Source organism: Pseudomonas sp. RIT-PI-o (assembly GCF_001297215.1).
Lineage (GTDB): Bacteria > Pseudomonadota > Gammaproteobacteria > Pseudomonadales > Pseudomonadaceae > Aquipseudomonas > Aquipseudomonas moraviensis_A.
In genome coordinates this window covers 170,616-186,904 of the sequence record NZ_LHPA01000018.1, presented here as the reverse complement: position 1 = coordinate 186,904, position 16,289 = coordinate 170,616, and the positions used below count along the sequence as shown (strand labels likewise).

The 16,289-nt window shown below is 54.7% G+C and carries 13 protein-coding genes; 7 read left to right on the top strand and 6 right to left on the bottom strand.

The window, feature by feature from the left end; all coding sequences use genetic code 11:
• The first annotated feature begins 336 nt into the window (after positions 1-336).
• Entirely contained in the window at positions 337-2,520 is a 2,184-nt protein-coding gene (locus tag AEQ63_RS08605) for a PHD finger domain-containing protein (RefSeq protein WP_201784915.1), read from the top strand.
• A gap of 176 nt (positions 2,521-2,696) precedes the next feature.
• Here AEQ63_RS08605 and AEQ63_RS08600 read toward each other — a convergent pair whose 3' ends face one another.
• Positions 2,697-4,814, bottom strand: coding sequence for a P-loop ATPase, Sll1717 family (locus AEQ63_RS08600; protein WP_236705247.1), 2,118 nt, complete (start codon positions 4,812-4,814; stop codon positions 2,697-2,699).
• Positions 4,815-5,527: 713 nt separating this feature from the next.
• Here AEQ63_RS08600 and AEQ63_RS08595 point away from each other — a divergent pair.
• Positions 5,528-5,887 carry a DUF6124 family protein gene (locus tag AEQ63_RS08595; RefSeq protein WP_042606808.1) on the top strand — a complete coding sequence of 120 codons (360 nt, stop codon included), beginning with the start codon at positions 5,528-5,530 and terminating at the stop codon, positions 5,885-5,887.
• Between the two features lie 151 nt (positions 5,888-6,038).
• Here AEQ63_RS08595 and AEQ63_RS08590 read toward each other — a convergent pair whose 3' ends face one another.
• The 5 genes from AEQ63_RS08590 to gspI form a co-directional block, all read right to left on the bottom strand.
• Complete coding sequence (locus AEQ63_RS08590; protein WP_236705246.1) at positions 6,039-6,389, bottom strand: hypothetical protein; 351 nt, start codon at positions 6,387-6,389, stop codon at positions 6,039-6,041.
• Positions 6,390-6,476: 87 nt separating this feature from the next.
• Positions 6,477-7,817 carry a HEAT repeat domain-containing protein gene (locus tag AEQ63_RS08585; protein ID WP_064362819.1) on the bottom strand — a complete coding sequence of 447 codons (1,341 nt, stop codon included), beginning with the start codon at positions 7,815-7,817 and terminating at the stop codon, positions 6,477-6,479.
• 319 nt (positions 7,818-8,136) lie between these two features.
• Positions 8,137-8,706 (bottom strand): LemA family protein, encoded by a 570-nt coding sequence (locus tag AEQ63_RS08580; RefSeq protein ID WP_064362818.1) that lies wholly within the window; start codon positions 8,704-8,706, stop codon positions 8,137-8,139.
• A gap of 2 nt (positions 8,707-8,708) precedes the next feature.
• Positions 8,709-9,812, bottom strand: coding sequence for a hypothetical protein (locus AEQ63_RS08575; RefSeq protein ID WP_064362815.1), 1,104 nt, complete (start codon positions 9,810-9,812; stop codon positions 8,709-8,711).
• A 328-nt stretch (positions 9,813-10,140) separates the two neighbouring features.
• Positions 10,141-10,527, bottom strand: coding sequence for a type II secretion system minor pseudopilin GspI (gene gspI / locus AEQ63_RS08565; RefSeq protein WP_064362810.1), 387 nt, complete (start codon positions 10,525-10,527; stop codon positions 10,141-10,143).
• Positions 10,528-10,675: 148 nt separating this feature from the next.
• Between gspI and gspG the strand changes: the two genes are divergently transcribed.
• From gspG to gspD, 5 genes are read left to right on the top strand one after another with little or no spacing between them, the layout of a single operon-like run.
• Entirely contained in the window at positions 10,676-11,134 is a 459-nt protein-coding gene (gspG, locus tag AEQ63_RS08560) for a type II secretion system major pseudopilin GspG (RefSeq protein WP_056789534.1), read from the top strand.
• 47 nt (positions 11,135-11,181) lie between these two features.
• The gene (gspK, locus tag AEQ63_RS08555) at positions 11,182-12,102 is read left to right on the top strand and encodes a type II secretion system minor pseudopilin GspK (RefSeq protein ID WP_064362809.1); all 921 of its coding nucleotides are present in this window, start codon (positions 11,182-11,184) and stop codon (positions 12,100-12,102) included.
• Entirely contained in the window at positions 12,099-13,220 is a 1,122-nt protein-coding gene (gene gspL / locus AEQ63_RS08550; protein ID WP_064362807.1) for a type II secretion system protein GspL, read from the top strand. The genes gspK and gspL overlap by 4 nt, the downstream gene beginning before the upstream one ends.
• Complete coding sequence (gene gspM / locus AEQ63_RS08545) at positions 13,213-13,761, top strand: type II secretion system protein GspM (RefSeq protein WP_064362806.1); 549 nt, start codon at positions 13,213-13,215, stop codon at positions 13,759-13,761. The genes gspL and gspM overlap by 8 nt, the downstream gene beginning before the upstream one ends.
• Entirely contained in the window at positions 13,758-16,127 is a 2,370-nt protein-coding gene (gene gspD, locus AEQ63_RS08540) for a type II secretion system secretin GspD (RefSeq protein ID WP_064362804.1), read from the top strand. Before gspM ends, gspD begins: the two co-directional genes overlap by 4 nt.
• Positions 16,128-16,289 lie beyond the last annotated feature (162 nt).

Sequence of the window (16,289 nt, the reverse complement as noted above, 5' to 3'; positions counted from 1 at the left end):
ACACGTGATTGAGCGGGGTGGGGAGAGGGTGAGGTTGGGGGTTGAGAAGTTGAGGGAGGGAGTGGTTTTGCCGCGGTTGATCCGGCCGGAATTGTAGGGTGGAGAAAAGCAAAAAAATTAGTCTCGGCGCTTGCTCTCATCTAAAAGCACAACAATGTTTGTCCGCCTTCCGCTAAAAGCAGACTTGTCAAAACCTCGATTTTGTTGCTCAATCGGCCACGTCCCAATCTCACTATAACGACAGTCGCTTCAGCTAGTGGGACCGAATGAAGTAATCTAAATACGATTGATCTTGTATAAAACGCATAATGCCAGCGGTCGACACGGTTCGTATCCATGGCTTTAGTGAAAATCGCTTTGGTTATAATGGAATATAAAATGGAATTGGATAAGTTTTCAAAAATTGCAGAGTCCTTACGCCAATATCGTCGTGCAGAGCTGCGGGATTTCGAAAGCGAAACCGGAGCAAAGCCCGTAGATCAACTCTATGTTGACCCACTCCCAGGGGATGCGGTATTACAGTCAGTGTTATCTAGTAATACGACTTTTCTTTTGGGGCGAAAAGGCACCGGCAAGAGTACAGTTTTTGCTCGCGCGCAGTCCGCAATGCGGGAAAGGAAAGATATTATATCTATCTATATAGATGTTAAATCGCTATATGACGTGCTAGATACTATTGAAATGTCGCCAGATGATTTAACATCAAACGGCATATCTGCTGTGGCCTATCGGTCTCATATGCTGAGGAAGGTAATGCTCGGCAAAGTGATCGGAGAAATGCTCAAGGAAATAGGCGCCGTGTGCGAAAAGCTTTCTTTGTGGGATCGATGGACGGGTGTTCGACGCAATTATGAAGAACTACTTTCTAGTCTAGCTAATTTAAGGGATCGGATAAAAAGTGCAAAACTAGAGCTTCATGAGATTCCGGTGTTGCAAAAAATAACGCATCAATTGCGACTAAAAAAGCAGCAAGAAACATCTTTGAAGCGAGATAAAGCTGCAAAAGTTAGCGGCAAGGCTTCCGTCACTGGAGCCGAAGCTTCAGCTGATCTAACAGAATCACTGAGTGATTTCGACAAAACGCTTGATGATAGTGATGTGTATAATGAATATTCCGATGTCGTACTCAAATCTTTTCCGTTCTCTGAAATAATAGAAGATATACAGAGTCTGATCTCCGGTGCGGGGCTAGTCCGGCTAGTTGCATTTTTTGATGATTTTTCAGAGTTGAGTTTTGTCGATCAAAGGTTATTTGTTGATGTCGTTCTCTCACCGCTGAATAACTCCAGTAATGAAGCAGTTAAGCTCAAAGTTGCAGGTTATCCTGGAAGGGTTTACTACGGAAAAATCGATCCTGGTAAGTCTGACACTATTAGCCTAGATTTTTCGGACCTTTACGAAGCTACTGAGGTGCAGGAGATGGAACGTTCTGCGTCATCATATGCGTCCAGGCTGTTGGATACACGATTCAAAGTCTTCGGAGTTGATCTTGCAAGTTATTTCGAATTTTCCTCAGAGATAACTCGTGAAGACATGATGAGGCTGATGTTTCAGGCGTCTTTTAACGTACCCAGAATAATGGGGCATCTTCTACATTTACTTTACTTAGATAGAATCTCAAAAGGTCAAAAAATCACTGGTGCGTCGATTCGCCTAGCATCTAGAAAGTATTATGAAAACACAATATCCAAATATTTCGATCGCTTAAATCGGTACGCCCTTGAGCCTTTTGAGAATAAGCTGGACAGGCATAATCAAAGCCAGTTACTTGCTTGCCTAATTAACGAAGCAAAAGATGTTAAGCGCAGGATAATATCTAAAGAAGTAGGTGGTGACTACTTTAAGGATCTAGGTCAAAATCCGCCGACGAGTCATTTTACTGTAAGTCCTGGGCTGGAGGACATGCTTTCATCGTTAGAATCGAATTTTTTTGTTTCTCGCTATAAGAAAATGCGCGCGAAAGATAATCGTGAAGTTATTGCGTATTCATTTTTCTTGGGGCTTTGTGAAAGCGAGCGCATGAGTTGGGGGTATCCAGAAGGGCGCCCTTTTAGACATTATTTTCAACAGCGCTGCTTTGAATATACTCGGGCAGTTCATCAGTTTTTGTCAAGCAACCAAACGATCAGATGCAACACTTGTGGCATGTGTCACTCCATGGACAATAGGGAAAAATTTGAATTTTTTAAATGGCGCTGTCCCGATTGTCAAGAAGGTCTTTGTTCTGTCGCAAACTTGTCGGATGATTTTAGAGAAGAAGTTGCTCTCTTAGACAAAGATATTATGCTGGAGCCAATAGAACTCGACATAATTAGTGCACTCAACGAGGAGCAAAGAGATATGAGGGCAGGCGAGATTTCTGCACTCATTGACACCACCCATCAAATGGTAGGGCGCAGAACAAGTAAATTAAAAGAAATGGGACTGGTCGATAAAGAGGCAGATGGAGAGGGCCGGATAAGAAGCAGTCTTACATCCAGATGTGAGTCTACTTATTTTGGCCGAGCCAACGATAAGTAAGTGAATGAAAAAGCCCAATCGCTGCTCGCCGGGGCAGCGTCGGGTTTTTCGGGATAACGAAGAAAAGAGTCCGCTTCAAGTCGAATGTAGCCGAGTGTTGACGTCCGCAGAGGCTATTGGTAAATAGCGGACGTTCTTAAGTTCGAGGAAATGATAATATTAGGATGTAAATATGTTCACGCTCGTTTAACGCTAGTGGGCTTTTTACGAGCCCTTGTGCTTTTTAGACCAAGATAATTGGTTTCATAAGTTGTAAGTAGATTCCACATTTGGCGATCCACTACATCGTGCTTTTCAGGGCTTCTTAGTTTTTGAAGTAGCTTGCTGATAAACTTGGCGGGCAGCTTAATTATCAAGCATTGATGAGAGGCATGCATCTCCTTCGTCCAGTCGAGATCTTTTCCAGTAATGAGGTTTTCACTGTCGTCCCTGTTAATAATAAATCCAAGCTTTCCATACGAACCGGTAAGATAGGACTGTAATTGTCGATATTCGTCTGGCCCTAGTTCTTGGTAGTTTTTTGCGTCGAAGACTACATTCCTACTTTTATAGTCAAGTAGTACGCGGCTCCAAAAGTCCGATTTGCCGCGGTTCGTGCCTATGATATCTCTACGTTGAACAGCAGCACCGTTCGGATGTAGTTGTAACCCAAGCAGATGGGCGGCGAAAATCACCTTCAATGCCTCCAGACACCATAATTCAAAATCACGATCACCTTCGCGCCCTAGCGGGATTTTATCAAGCTGCGAAACAATTTGGCCGATTTTTGTGTTTCTGATTTTCGGATTTAGCGAATCAATTTTGATGTCGTACTCATCATTTATTTCTTCTGCTTCTTCCGGAGATAGTGCGTTTCGACTTAGGTTCAAACCAAGCCAATAGCAGGGATGGACCAGAATTCTATCGGCGCTTTCAAATCCTTTATCTGGAGTACGCCCATCATGACAAAACGAATATGAGGAAAGGTTTTGATCGTGTAAACCGATGAAGCCGATACTGTATAGTGATTGCAGCAACCCCGTTGATCCTAGTAAACGTGCCTCTGCTAGTGAGGCTTGGTCATCGCTATCTTCTAATGACTCAGTTGCCAGATCAATCTTGGCCAAGGCTGCCATCACGGATAATTCTGGTTCCGAATTTTTAAAAGCGCTCGTGACTGACTGTATAGGTGGGAATATTTTTTGGTACTCTTTCCATAAATCTTCAAGTCTCGCCACTGAGATTGACTTTGCAGCATATTCTAAGTCGTCCAGTATAGCGGTGTTGCGTCCGTGTCTAAATGAGCAAAAGAACGACTCATTAAGTAACGAGAGTAGGTCTCTAGGGCGATACAACGTAAATTGAAGACATTTTTTGAAACCTTCTCGACCCTGCAACTCGCCTGCTGTACACCGGTCCCAAACTCGTTGATCCTTCTCAATGTCGACCTTGAAACTCAGCTTCATCCTTGTAGCTGCTAGTTGCAACAGAAGCGGCCAGTCCCAGTGCAGGCGTATTACCTGGCCTTCTAAGTTTCTAGAGTAGTCGGGATCCTCCTTCGCTAGAGCTCTGAATACGTTGTCACGCAAAAATATTATAGGTCTAATGAGTGTTGATTTCTGATTAAGCTCTACAGCGGCATAAGCTAGTCCAGCAATAATTCCGATGCCAACAGCATCTGATTCATAGCCTTCATCAAGTCTATCCATCAATATAACGACTCGTCGGTCAGTTCGTTGCAAAATCTTCAATACAAGATCTTCCACTGTACTTAGATCTAAGTTGAATGGTAAGTCTCCGATCGCTTCTTCGGGTGAGTCCACTGATAAAAAGGCTTTTGCAATCCTTCTGCACTTAGTTAAAAATGGTGTTTGTGAGTCATTCCATCGTGCGACATGCTCTCTAAGCGCTTCTTCTTTAGCGACAAGTTCGGCAAGCTTGTAGTGTTTGGATATATAGCTGGCGATTTCCATTAAAATTGCATAGCGCCATAACAATTTAGTCGCTGCTCTAGATAATACGAACGAGTTGGAGAACGGCTTTAGGAGTGATCTGAAGCCAATGATCTCGGTGTCTTCTGGAGAAAAGGTAAGTGTTATTACCTTTTTGTCCTTGATCCAGTGCTTTTTTAAGTTAATGAATAGCGCGCTTTTGCCGGTACCTCGCCTGCCAACTACGACAGTTCTGTCATCGGATTCTACTAAAGTACGAAAATCGGGAGTTTCAATGAAGGCATTGGAAAGCATTTTTTCGTCGTTTTCTGCAGTTGTGTCGCCCAAAGGATTCGTTCGCACTACTAATGTCGTTGACGTCACTTGGTTGCCTCCAGGCTGTTCTGCTTCATCATGCCGAGATTAAACTTCGTTGCCCCTTTATGACTCGTGGCACCATCGAATACTTACATCTTGAATGCCTAGAGCTTTCTCAGGAAACAATAGACCCTACCCTCAAATTCGTACAGAAACGCTTGATAATCAGCGTCGGGGCAAGCGCCGGTTGAATTTCCAAGCGTTTTCGGTAGATGGTCCTACGAGATGGTGTCTGCGAGAGAAGCACAGCCGAACTTTGTTCGAAGCGGTAGGCTGATTCTGGCCAAAAGCTGCCTTTTTGCATGCTTGAAAATCGGTTCGACGGGTCCATCCGGGACGCACCTGTCCCGCCCAACGTGGCGCCATAAACACAAACGTTTAAAAAGACATCTCCAGTGACGTTCTCAGGCTACATATCCTTGCGCCTTTGCCTACAGCTACGCCAGAATCCGCCGGCTTGTGTGCCTTGGGGGCGGGTTCTATTGTGGTGCGGTCGCTGACAAATCAGCGATCGGATTTGACCGTCCGCCCAATATCAAGGCGCGCCAGCGTTCTGCACCTGTTCAGGCATTGTCTGAAATTCTGTTGCGGTGGCTGTGCGTGGGACACCTTCGGGTGTGCCGGATTCCTTGATGTCCGGTCGGTCAACCCGCGTACAGCTGCCACCCTGTTTGTTTGACCGCGAACGGTGGCGGCTCCAGTCATCAAGGAGCTTCACCATGATCAAACCAACCCCCAACCCACCCGAAACCGATCCTACGTCTCCCTACGAATCCCTCGATTCAAACAAGCTCCACGAAGCCGCCGATCGCGCGCTCAATCATTACCTGTCGCCAAACAATCTCCTGCCTCCGCCGCGTAAGGCGCGAGGGATGTATGCGGTGACGGCGGATACCAAGAATGAAGAACTGCTGGCTGATGCGAGTGAAACGCTTGCTTCGGCGAAGACGATTGCTCAGGACATTTCCAGTTTGCTGCCAGCGCCCCAGCGGCGGGCGTTGTTGGGGGTTGCTCAACTGATCATGTTGGGGGAGCTGGCGGTGAATCGGGCGCTAGATAATTTGGAATTGCCGGGTTGATGTGGAGTAGGGCTGGCAGCGATGGCAGATGCGCTGTTTCTGCTGCCTGATAATCCGCTATCGCCAGCAGGCTGGCTCCCACAGGGTTCTGCGTTGGTCACGGAGATTGTCGCTGAAACCTGTGGGAGCGGGTCGGTTTAGTTTTACGTGATTATTGAGCCGCTTCAGGACATTCACGGGTCCATCGCGTGACTGTCATGTCTTTGAACTGCTCACCTATCGTATCGACGCGCAGGCATGAGCCTTTCTTCGAGTAGTACAAGATGCAGCGCGAGCTATCAAACGAGCAGGTGTCCAGTTCGAAGTAGTTGCGTGCAGCCAGCTCCCTCTCCACGCCACTGTATTCATAACCGTCGGTGGTGTGCATTCGCGTTGGCTTCCATCCTTGTTTGACGAGCTTGGATTTGGCCGCAGCCAAACGCTCACCGACGACGATGCGGGCTGGCCCGTGAATGTCGCTTGGCGTCTGTAAATCATGGGCAAACGCAGCGCTGATACCCATGCAATAAAGTGCGACAAGTACAAGGATCGAAGCTTTGATTTCACAGTTCCTTCAACTGACTTGTAGCTCGAAAAAAACCAGTCATGACTACCGCGCACCCGAGCGGATCTGCCCGTTTGCCTTTAATTCACGAAGCTTTTCTTGCCATGCGGCGCGATCGGTCTTGGGAGTTATCGGATCGAAAGCGAGGTACTGCCTGTCACACCACGCATCGATTTGGCCGAGCCAATAGGTTTGACCGGCGTGCCCGGTGTCGAGGCGTTTCAGCAAGTAGCCGAGTTGTTGCCACGTCGGAGCAAGCCGGAAAATGGTGCTGCGCCGTTTCGACGTAAGCTCATGCCAGTCTTGATCAAGTTTGGCCGTCAATCTGATGTTCAATACGGACCACGGTATTTTGTCCAGTTTCGCAATCACCACCGCAAATACTTTGTCCGAAGGATCATCAAGCGCCTCGAACAGCTCAGACAGTTGATCATCGCGAAGCAGGCGTGTTGCGGCTTGGCGCACGGTCACATAGCTCGAGCGCAGCGCAGGTGTATGCCATCGCTCTGGCAACTCCACCGCCAGTTCTGCGGCGAGGCCAATCACGCCCAGCCAATGTTGTTTTGCCGTGGGTAGAGGCTGGCTTAAGCGCTGGGTGAGGACTGCGCGCGCATCAACTTCGTTACGAGCCGCAGCCCATAGCGCGAGATTGCGGACCGCCGGTGAAACATCCAACAAAGTTTCGCGCAGTACAGGTTTCGGATCGACGAGCAGCGGCAGCAGCGCATAAAGCACGCGTACGCGGATTTTGGCACCGGGGTGAGACATGGCTTCAAGGAGCAACGGCAGACTCTGCGTCGCCGGCAGTGTCAGGCTCGCCGACACCGCCATCAACCGTACGGTCAACTCGCGATGAGCCAACGCGCTGCGTATCAGCGTTTCGGCAGTCTCGGGGGCTTCAAGCAAAAGCGTAAACAGGTAGCGCGCGGCTTTGCCCTGGCGATTCAAGAAGTCGGCGTAGACCTCATCCCAGCAGTCCACCGATTGCAGCATCGCTCGGACCGCCGACAGTGTCTGGGCGTGGTCGACCCGGCGTTGCGCTGCCAATGCCATCAAGGGTTCCAGTGCTGATAACCATGCCTGGGTGTGAGCTGGTGACAGGTAGTGCTTCAGGCCATCCGCTGCCAAGTCGCGAACCTGAGGGACCCAATCGTTCAGACGTTCGATCAACACGGCTAATGCTTCGGGGGATGGTTGCCTGCACAGTTCTCGCACAGCGACTTCCCGGACGAAACCGTTGGAGTGATTGCTCACGTCTGCCCATGTGCCGGTGTTATTGAAGTGAGCGAGTATCTCCAGCGCCTCGTTGCGCCGATAGTTTTCATAATGGGAAAGCTGTCCTTGATTGCGTGCCAACCGAGCCAGCCAGTCTTGTGTCGTGTTCATGGGCAGTCCTGTGCGTCCTTGCGGGTGCATATTGTTTGTGCAAAAGCAGCAGCCTACGCGACTTGCTCTTGCGGGCAAAATTCTCGAGTTGTGATGTGCGGGGGCGCCAGCGGGTTGATTGGTTGTTTGGGCTGGCGCTATCGCGAGCAGGCTCGCTCCCACAGGGATTTGTGCTGATTACAGAGTCGTGGACTAGGCCGAGATCCCCACCTTTTTCTGCTTTCGGCATTGCGCTTGGCAAAATTAGGGTCGGTCTAACAAGAAGCGAGGTGATCGACCATCACCCTGATGGGTGATGGGTTCGACGCATGACGCGGGTTTAGATATTCGGGGTGTAAGAGAAACCTTGCGAAGCTTCGGTATCGGAGAACGGTGTTACGCGAGTTTTCTTGTTGAGCAGGCCATTGACCACCGAGCCTGGGAACATTTCGATGGAGTTGTTGAACAGCTCGACGTTGCGGTTGTAGATGGTGATGGCTGCGCCGACGTTCTCTTGTTGTTCGGCAATTTCACGCATCATGTTGTTCGCCGCTTCTGATGCTTTCAGGTCAGGGTAGGCCTCGAAAGCGATGCGCAAGCCACCCATCAGCTCCCGCGAGGCGGTTTCAACGGTCGCGAGGGCATTGCCGTTTGCGCCGGCGGGGAGGGCGTTGATCGCGCTGCGCAGGCCGGTGATTTTTTCAAGGAGACTGGCTTCATAAACCATAAAGTCTCCAAGTACCTTTTGAAGCTGGTCGAGCACTTTGGTCTTCTGCCGTTCGTAAACGAGAACGTCCGACCAGGCGCGTTGTACTCGGTTGTGGCCCCCGATGATGCCGTTGTAGATGCTGAAGCCCACTATGACGATGACTAAAGCGATAACAGCGACGAGGATGAGTGCAATGTCCATGCTTATTTCTCTTGGCGGTTTACAGGGGGGAGGGAGCTGAAGTTGTCATCGTGCAGCTCACTGAGTTCATGGCTCCATTGGAGCACAGACATCAGGCGCGGCAGTTCGATACCGGCGTCAATTTCTGCGTAAAACTCGTTGGGTGAAGTCAGCGAATACTCCGTACTGAACGTGAACAGGTCGTTGTTTGCAAAGCTGAGGCAGAGTTTTCCGTTGTCGGAGAACTCCAGGTTGGGACGATGGAGAATGTCGAATAGCTTCAGCAAGTGCAGCACTGTGGATGGCTTGATGAATTTTGCACAAAGCATCTCGCTCTGGCCCGTCAACCGGAATGCTTTGTTGAAATCCAGAGAAGCCGTGTCCATGGGCCACGCATAGTCGTTCTCTGACTGATCATCAGATCTGACGGATATACCGGTCACCCATGGAAAGTCGATGACCAGGCTGTATCGGTCGTAGTGGTCGTACACCACGCGCGTCTCCGTTCTTTTGTTTCCATCTTTGTCGGTCACCGTGGTGTGCACCTTGCGTCTGTTGACGTAGTGCAACTGGCGGTACGTGTACGGGATTTTGCGCAGCGTGCCGGTGAATACGCCCTGAATCGATTCAACCAAACTGCGGCTGTAGTTGCCCCGGCTGTAATCACCAAATTGCGCATCCAGCCTGTTGAGGGTTCGGTCCGAATCTTCTTCCAGGCAGATCAAACCGTTGTGAAAGAAGGACGACAGTTGAGCAATTCTGCTGCTGAGCGAAGGCAAGCGACCAGATTTGGATTTCATCCATGCCAGACTCCAAACGACAATCACCAGGCCGAGCAAACTAGGCGCCATGGCGAAAAAGTCGGGATCAAGTTGCAGCCGGTAAAAAAAATAAACGACGCTGTAGGTGTTCTCAAACCAGTAGAGGGCCACAGTGCTCGCGATCAATAACAGGCCAGTGCCGAAAAACCACCATGAGCGTGTTCGATCGAATTCGAGCGGGCCACTGTACGAGGCGAAGTCTTGGATCACGTTCAATAGGTCGGTCTTGGATTCGGCGCTTTCAACACTGGCCTCGCTCACAGCCAGCAACTTTTTTAATCTCGCGTTCTGCGATGTCTTGGGCATGTCAGGTATCCATTGATTCAGGGATGCCTGACGCGGGTGCAGCCGCCCGGATTGAGGATTTGGTGCTATTCATAATCTGTCAGAAATTTGAAAAAGGAGGGGACGATAGCATTGTCAGGGCAATGATGGCTTCTGGCCTGTCTCAGTATCTGGAAATGTTTCTTCTGGGAGGGGGCCGACCGAGGTGTCTTTTGTTGTACATCGACCTGGAAGACCTTAGCGACTATGGCTTTGCTGGGCTTCAGCGATGCTGGATTCAGAGCGATGCGTTCAGGTCGGCGTATCTCTCGAACATCCCCGAATCGGTTCCCTCTCCCTCGGGAGAGGGCTAGGGTGAGGGGCTTCCCGGCCGTGACAATAAGGTCTCCAGTCTGGCCAGCGGCGGCGCATCCTGGTTGCGGTCGAATACTTGGATTCCAACCTTGAGCAGCCGTCCATTCTCTGCGCTGGCGATCACCTGTTCACAGCGCAACAACAATCTTCCTTGATCACATTCAACAGCCTTCATCCCAGTCGGCAACCGGCCCTCCAGACGCAACTCAGCCATCCGACTCTGCGCCGCAATCAGCGCAATCGATCTATCCCGCAACACCCCATTACTCTGCGTCATCAACCCGGCCACGCGCACGGCCGCTGACATGGCCACGGCGATGATCGCCAGTGCCACCAGCACTTCAATCAGGGTGAATCCTTCCTCTCGCGTTCGCGCGTGCATACATGGCCCAAAACCAAAATCCAGCCCTCGACGCTAACCCCCGTCCTTGACGGCTTGACGACGGAAACACCCGAGGATTTTCAACATCCCTGACATATCTTCTTGCAACACTGCGCGTCGAATTCGGATCAAGCCAGGGAATGTCGAGATGGATATCGCACCTTTGAAAACGCTCAGTCAGTCGCCGCGCATGCCGCGTGGGCAGCAGGGTTTTACCTTGATCGAGATCATGGTGGTGGTGGTGATTCTGGGGATTCTGGCGGCGATGGTGGTGCCCAAGGTGCTTGACCGGCCGGATCAGGCGCGGGCGACGGCGGCGAAGCAGGATATTGGTGGGTTGATGCAGGCGTTGAAGTTGTATCGCCTCGATCACGGCACTTACCCGAGCATGAACCAGGGGCTGAAGGTGCTGGTCGAGCGGCCGGCGGATGCGAAGAACAGCAACTGGCGTTCGTATCTGGAGCGTTTGCCGAATGACCCGTGGGGCCGGCCTTATCAGTACCTCAACCCGGGCGCGAATGGTGAGGTCGATATCTTTTCCCTCGGCGCCGATGGCCAGCCTGACGGCGATGGCGTGAATGCCGATATCGGTTCCTGGCAGTTGTAAGGCCGGCCGTGAACACAGGTTCGCTCAACGGGGCGAAGCAACGGGGCATGGCGATTATCAGCGCGTTGTTGATTGCCGCCGTGGTGGCGGTAATTGCGGCGGGGATGCTGACGCGGCAGAGCGTGGCGACCCGGGCGCTGGAGGCCGATCAGCAGCGGGTGCAGGGGCGTTGGGTGGCGCAGGGTGGTCTGGAGATCAGCCGGCAGTTGCTGTGGGATGCGCGCCTGCGTGATCCGTTGACCCAGCGTGATCAGCCTTGGGCGCAGCCGTTGCTGGCGGCGGGTTTTGCCGGGCGGCTGGAGGATGAGCAGGGCAAGTTCAACCTGCGCAATCTGGTGGCCAATGAGCGAATCGATGCGGCGCAGGTGCAGGCGTTCGAGCGCTTGTGCGAGTTGACCGGTGTGAGTGCCGTTGTCAGTCAGCGCATTCGCGAGCGGGTGATTGCTGGTTACCCGTATTTGCTGAATGCGCAGATTGGCGCGACCGGCAAAGCGGGTTTCGACAGTGGCCGCGCGACTTCGCCGGATGCCGCGCATAAACCGCAACCGCCGAAGGTGCCGATGCTGCGCACACTCGATGATCTGCGCAGCGTCGAAGGGGTCACCGATGCACTGATCGGCCAACTGGCGCCGTACGTGACGGTAATTCCGGCGACGACGTGGATCAACGGCAATACCGCTACGGCGCAGGTGCTGGCGGCGTATGTTCCGGGGCTTTCGCTGGAGCGGGCGACGGCGTTGATTGCCGAGCGTGACGCGGGGCGCTGGTTTATCAATCGCGGCGATTTTGTGAACCGCTTGCGCATGCCGCAGCTGGAAATGAGCAATGTCAAAGTCGGCATCACCAGTGACTGGTTTCGTTTGCGCGGTGAGGCGCGACGGGATCAGCGCCGGGTCAGCCTCGACGCTTTGCTGCACCGCAGTGAGGATCGGCTGCCGCAGGTGATCTGGTCGCGGGTGGGCGCATGAGCCAGTTGCGCGTCGCTTTGCCGCCGCTGGCGGAGCTGGAGTTGCACAGCGAAGTGAGCTGCGCCTGGCTGGATCGTCAGGGGCAGGTCAGTCGTGAGGAACGGCTCACCTTGAGTCAGTTGGGGCAACGGCCAAAGCAACCGCCGCTGCTGTGTTTTCTGCATCCGGCGGACAGCCTGCTCGCCAGCATTGATCTGCCGCCGCTGCCTGCGAACAAAACCGCGGCCGCTGTGCAGTGCGCGGCGCAGGCATTGATGCTCGGCGACAGCAACCATATGCATATCGGCCACAGCCCTCGCGATGCGAGCGGTCAGGTGCAAATCGCCTGGGTCTCGCAGCAGCACTTGCAGCGTCTGGCTGCGCTGCTCAAGCAGGCGGGTTTGAGTCTGCGCGGTTTGTATCCGGCGCCGTATAGCCTGCCGGTGCTGCCGGGGGTTGTCGCTTGTGTGGCGGACGGGCATTTGCTCCGGCGCGAGAGTTTGAACAGTGCGCAGGTTGAGCCGTTGCTCGGTGACGAAGTTGATGAGGCATCGTTTGAAGCCGGATCAGCACAGCGCTGGATCGGTCCCTTGCCCGGTTGGGGTTTGCACGGTGGCCTGCAGCAAACCGGCGGCGAGCAACGCGGGTGGGGTCGTGCAGTCGGGTGTGTGGCTTTGGCGGTGGCAGTCTGGGTGGTCGGGCTGAATCTGTACGCCGCTCGCGAAGCGCGTCAGGGCCAGCAGTTGAAGGCGCAGATGAGTCAGCGGGTGAAGCAGGCGTTCCCGGAATTGCCGGTGATTCTCAACCCGTTGCAACAGGCGCGTCAGCAACTGGAGCAGCGGCAAAAAGGCGCGGTCGATGACCCGGCGCAGAATTTCAATCGGCTGGTGTTGCAGGCCGGCACGGGCATGCCGTTCATGGCCGGCAGTGTCGAGCGCCTGATTTACCGCGACGGCGTCTTGCAGCTGGCCTTGCTCAGCGATGCAAGCCGTGGCGGCAACGACAAGGACTGGCAAAGCACCTTGGCCCAGGCCGGCATCAGCGTCACTGCCGATGACCAAGGCTGGACCTTGCGCCCGACCGATGAATCCACCGCCAACACCAACGAAGACGATGACAGCGGAGCAGACGATGAGTAGGGCGACGCTGGCGATTTACCGTGCGCGCTGGCAGCGCTTCAGCAGCCAGTTGCAGGCGCGTTGGCAGCCGTTGGCGCTGCGTGAAAAACGCATGGTCGCCGGCATGGCCGTGGTGCTCGTCGGTCTGCTGATCTGGCTGACGCTGGTCAAGCCGCCGTTGGCCACGATCACTTTTTGGCAGAGCGAAACGCCCAAGTTGCGCGCGCAAACAGAGGCGCTGGAAGTGCTGTTGCGCAGCGTCAATGTGCGACCGCAAGGGCAAAGCGTTGGCGAGTCGCTGGAGCAAAGTCTGCAAGCGGCGGGGCTGGCCGGGCATTACCAATTACAAGCGGCAGACGGCGGCGCGTGGCAGTTGAATGTCGACGCCGCGCCGGCCGATGTGCTGCTGGACTGGCTGCTCAGCCAGCCGTCACAACTTTCTCTGCAGGTGGTCGAGGCACAGTTGCAGCGCGCAAATGAAGCCTCGACCGACGTCACCGCCGGCACATTGTCAGGCACCGTTCGCATGGATCAGGCGCAGGGCGCTAAGGAAGCTTCATGAAGGAGTCACGCTGCAAACCGGCACGTCTGGCGCTGCCGTTGTTGCTGATGGCATTGAGCGCGTGCAATAGCACCACGGCACCGCAGAATCAGCCACCGCTGTTGGTCGACAGTGAACTCGGCAGGCCGCTGGCCAACACCCAGCGCAGTGGCGATGCGGTGGCTGATCGCGAGCGCGCGCAGGCCCAGGCGAGGCCGGTGCCGAAGCAATTGCACAACATCAGTCAGCGCGGGCGCAGTAGCGGTGGCGCGCCGAGCAGCTCGGTCGCGCGTAATCCGTTGGGCGAGCAGCCGGTGACGCTGAACTTCGTCGAGGCGGATATTCAGGCGGTGGTGCGTGCGCTGTCGCGTGCCACCGGGCAGCAGTTTCTCGTTGATCCTCGGGTCAAGGGTAATCTGACCCTGGTCTCGGAAGGTCAGGTGCCGGCGCGGCAGGCTTACGACATGCTGCTCGCGGCGTTGCGTATGCAAGGCTTCAGCGTGGTCGATGTCGGCGGCGTTGCGCAGGTGGTTCCCGAGGCCGATGCGAAACTGCTCGGCGGGCCGATCTATAGCGCCGACAAACCGGCCGGCAACGGCATGCTCACGCGCACGTTTCGCCTGCAATACGAGAACGCGGTAAACCTGATCCCGGTGCTGCGCCCGATCGTTTCGCCGAACAATCCGATCAATGCCTATCCGGGCAACAACACCGTGGTGATCACCGACTACGCCGAGAACCTTACTCGCGTTGCGCAACTGATCGAGAGCATCGACACGCCAAGCGCGATCGACACCGATGTGGTGCAGATCCAGAACGGCATTGCCGCCGACATCGCGCCGATGGTGGCTGACTTGCTCGACGCACCGGGTAACGATCCGACGCAGAAAATCGCGGTGATTGGCGACCCGCGCTCGAACACCATCATCATCCGCGCCGGCAGCCCCGAGCGCACCGAGCTGGCGCGCAACCTGATCTACAAACTCGACAACGCCCAGAGCAATCCGAGCAATCTGCATGTGGTTTATCTGCGCAACGCGCAAGCGGCGAAACTGGCGCAGGCGTTGCGCGGTTTGCTCACCGGCGAGAGCGACAGCGGCAGCAGCGACGCGGCCCGATCGGTGCTCAGCGCGATGGGCAGCAGCACCGGCGGCAATGCCGGGCAGAACGGCCAGAGCAGCACGCCGAGCACGGGCACTTCAACGACGACTGGCAGCGGCGGAACTGGCGGCAGCTATGCGCAGGGTAGTGGCGGAGGGGCGAGCAATGGCGGGACGCAGAGTAGCGAACAGAACGTGGCTTTCAGCGCTGGTGGCGTGACGATTCAGGCGGATGCCACCACCAACACGCTGCTGATTTCCGCACCGGAGCCGCTGTATCGCAACTTGCGCGAGGTCATCGATTTGCTCGACCAGCGCCGTGCGCAAGTGGTGATCGAGAGTTTGATCGTTGAGGTTGGCGAGGACGATGCCAGTGAATTCGGTGTGCAATGGCAGACCGGCAATCTGGGCGGCAAAGGCGTGATCGGTGGCGCCAATCTCGGCGGCGCGGGTCTCAACACGAGTGCCAAGAACAGCATCGACGTACTGCCGCAGGGCTTGAACCTCGGCTACGTCAACGGCACCGTCGACATTCCCGGCATCGGCAAGATTCTCGACCTGAAAGTGCTGGCCCGGGCGCTGAAGAGCAAGGGCGGCACCAACGTGCTGTCGACGCCGAACCTGCTGACCCTGGACAACGAAGCGGCGAGCATATTTGTCGGCCAGACCATCCCGTTTGTCAGCGGCAGCTACGTCACCGGCGGCGGGGGCACCAGCAACAACCCGTTCCAGACCGTGACCCGCGAAGAGGTCGGCCTCAAGCTCAACGTACGCCCGCAGATTTCCGAGGGCGGCACGGTCAAGCTGGATATCTACCAGGAGGTCAGCAGCATTGATGAGCGCGCGTCCAACAGCGTGACCTCGGCGGGCATCGTCACCAACAAACGTGCGATCGACACCAGCATTCTGCTCGACGATGGGCAGATCATGGTTCTCGGCGGGTTGCTGCAGGACGGTTACAGCCAGAGCAATGACGCGGTGCCGTGGCTGTCGACGATTCCGGGACTCGGCGCGCTGTTTCGCAACGAACGCCGGGCCATCACCAAGACCAACCTGATGGTATTCCTGCGCCCGTACATCATCCGCGACAGCGAAGCGGGGCGCAGCATCACCCTCAACCGCTACGACTTCATGCGCCGCGCCCAGGGCGGCTTGCAACCGGAACGCAGCTGGGCGATGCCGGACATGCAAGCGCCGCAATTGCCCGCGGCGGCCGAGGGCGTCCCACCTTCAGGTCCTCGCGCCACGATCAAAGCGGTGCCAATTGAAGCAGGCCCACGACTATGAGCCCAATGATGACTGTGGCGAGGGAGCTTGCTCCCGCTCGGGGGCGGAGCCGCCGCGAATTCGCTGCACTCGGTGTACCTGAAAAAACCGGTTTGCCGGGTTTGGGTCTGCTGCGCAGCCCAGCGGGAGCAAGCTCCCTCGCCACAGGGGGTGTGTTGGAGT

Excerpts from the sequence above, each read along its gene's own strand:
- AEQ63_RS08605 (WP_201784915.1), top strand. The coding sequence starts at position 337 with ATGGCTTTAGTGAAAATCGCTTTGGTTATAATGGAATATAAAATGGAA.
- AEQ63_RS08595 (WP_042606808.1), top strand. The coding sequence starts at position 5,528 with ATGATCAAACCAACCCCCAACCCACCCGAAACCGATCCTACGTCTCCC.
- AEQ63_RS08590 (WP_236705246.1), bottom strand. The coding sequence starts at position 6,389 with ATGGGTATCAGCGCTGCGTTTGCCCATGATTTACAGACGCCAAGCGAC.
- AEQ63_RS08585 (WP_064362819.1), bottom strand. The coding sequence starts at position 7,817 with ATGAACACGACACAAGACTGGCTGGCTCGGTTGGCACGCAATCAAGGA.
- AEQ63_RS08580 (WP_064362818.1), bottom strand. The coding sequence starts at position 8,706 with ATGGACATTGCACTCATCCTCGTCGCTGTTATCGCTTTAGTCATCGTC.
- AEQ63_RS08575 (WP_064362815.1), bottom strand. The coding sequence starts at position 9,812 with ATGCCCAAGACATCGCAGAACGCGAGATTAAAAAAGTTGCTGGCTGTG.
- gspI (WP_064362810.1), bottom strand. The coding sequence starts at position 10,527 with ATGCACGCGCGAACGCGAGAGGAAGGATTCACCCTGATTGAAGTGCTG.
- gspG (WP_056789534.1), top strand. The coding sequence starts at position 10,676 with ATGGATATCGCACCTTTGAAAACGCTCAGTCAGTCGCCGCGCATGCCG.
- gspK (WP_064362809.1), top strand. The coding sequence starts at position 11,182 with ATGGCGATTATCAGCGCGTTGTTGATTGCCGCCGTGGTGGCGGTAATT.
- gspL (WP_064362807.1), top strand. The coding sequence starts at position 12,099 with ATGAGCCAGTTGCGCGTCGCTTTGCCGCCGCTGGCGGAGCTGGAGTTG.
- gspM (WP_064362806.1), top strand. The coding sequence starts at position 13,213 with ATGAGTAGGGCGACGCTGGCGATTTACCGTGCGCGCTGGCAGCGCTTC.
- gspD (WP_064362804.1), top strand. The coding sequence starts at position 13,758 with ATGAAGGAGTCACGCTGCAAACCGGCACGTCTGGCGCTGCCGTTGTTG.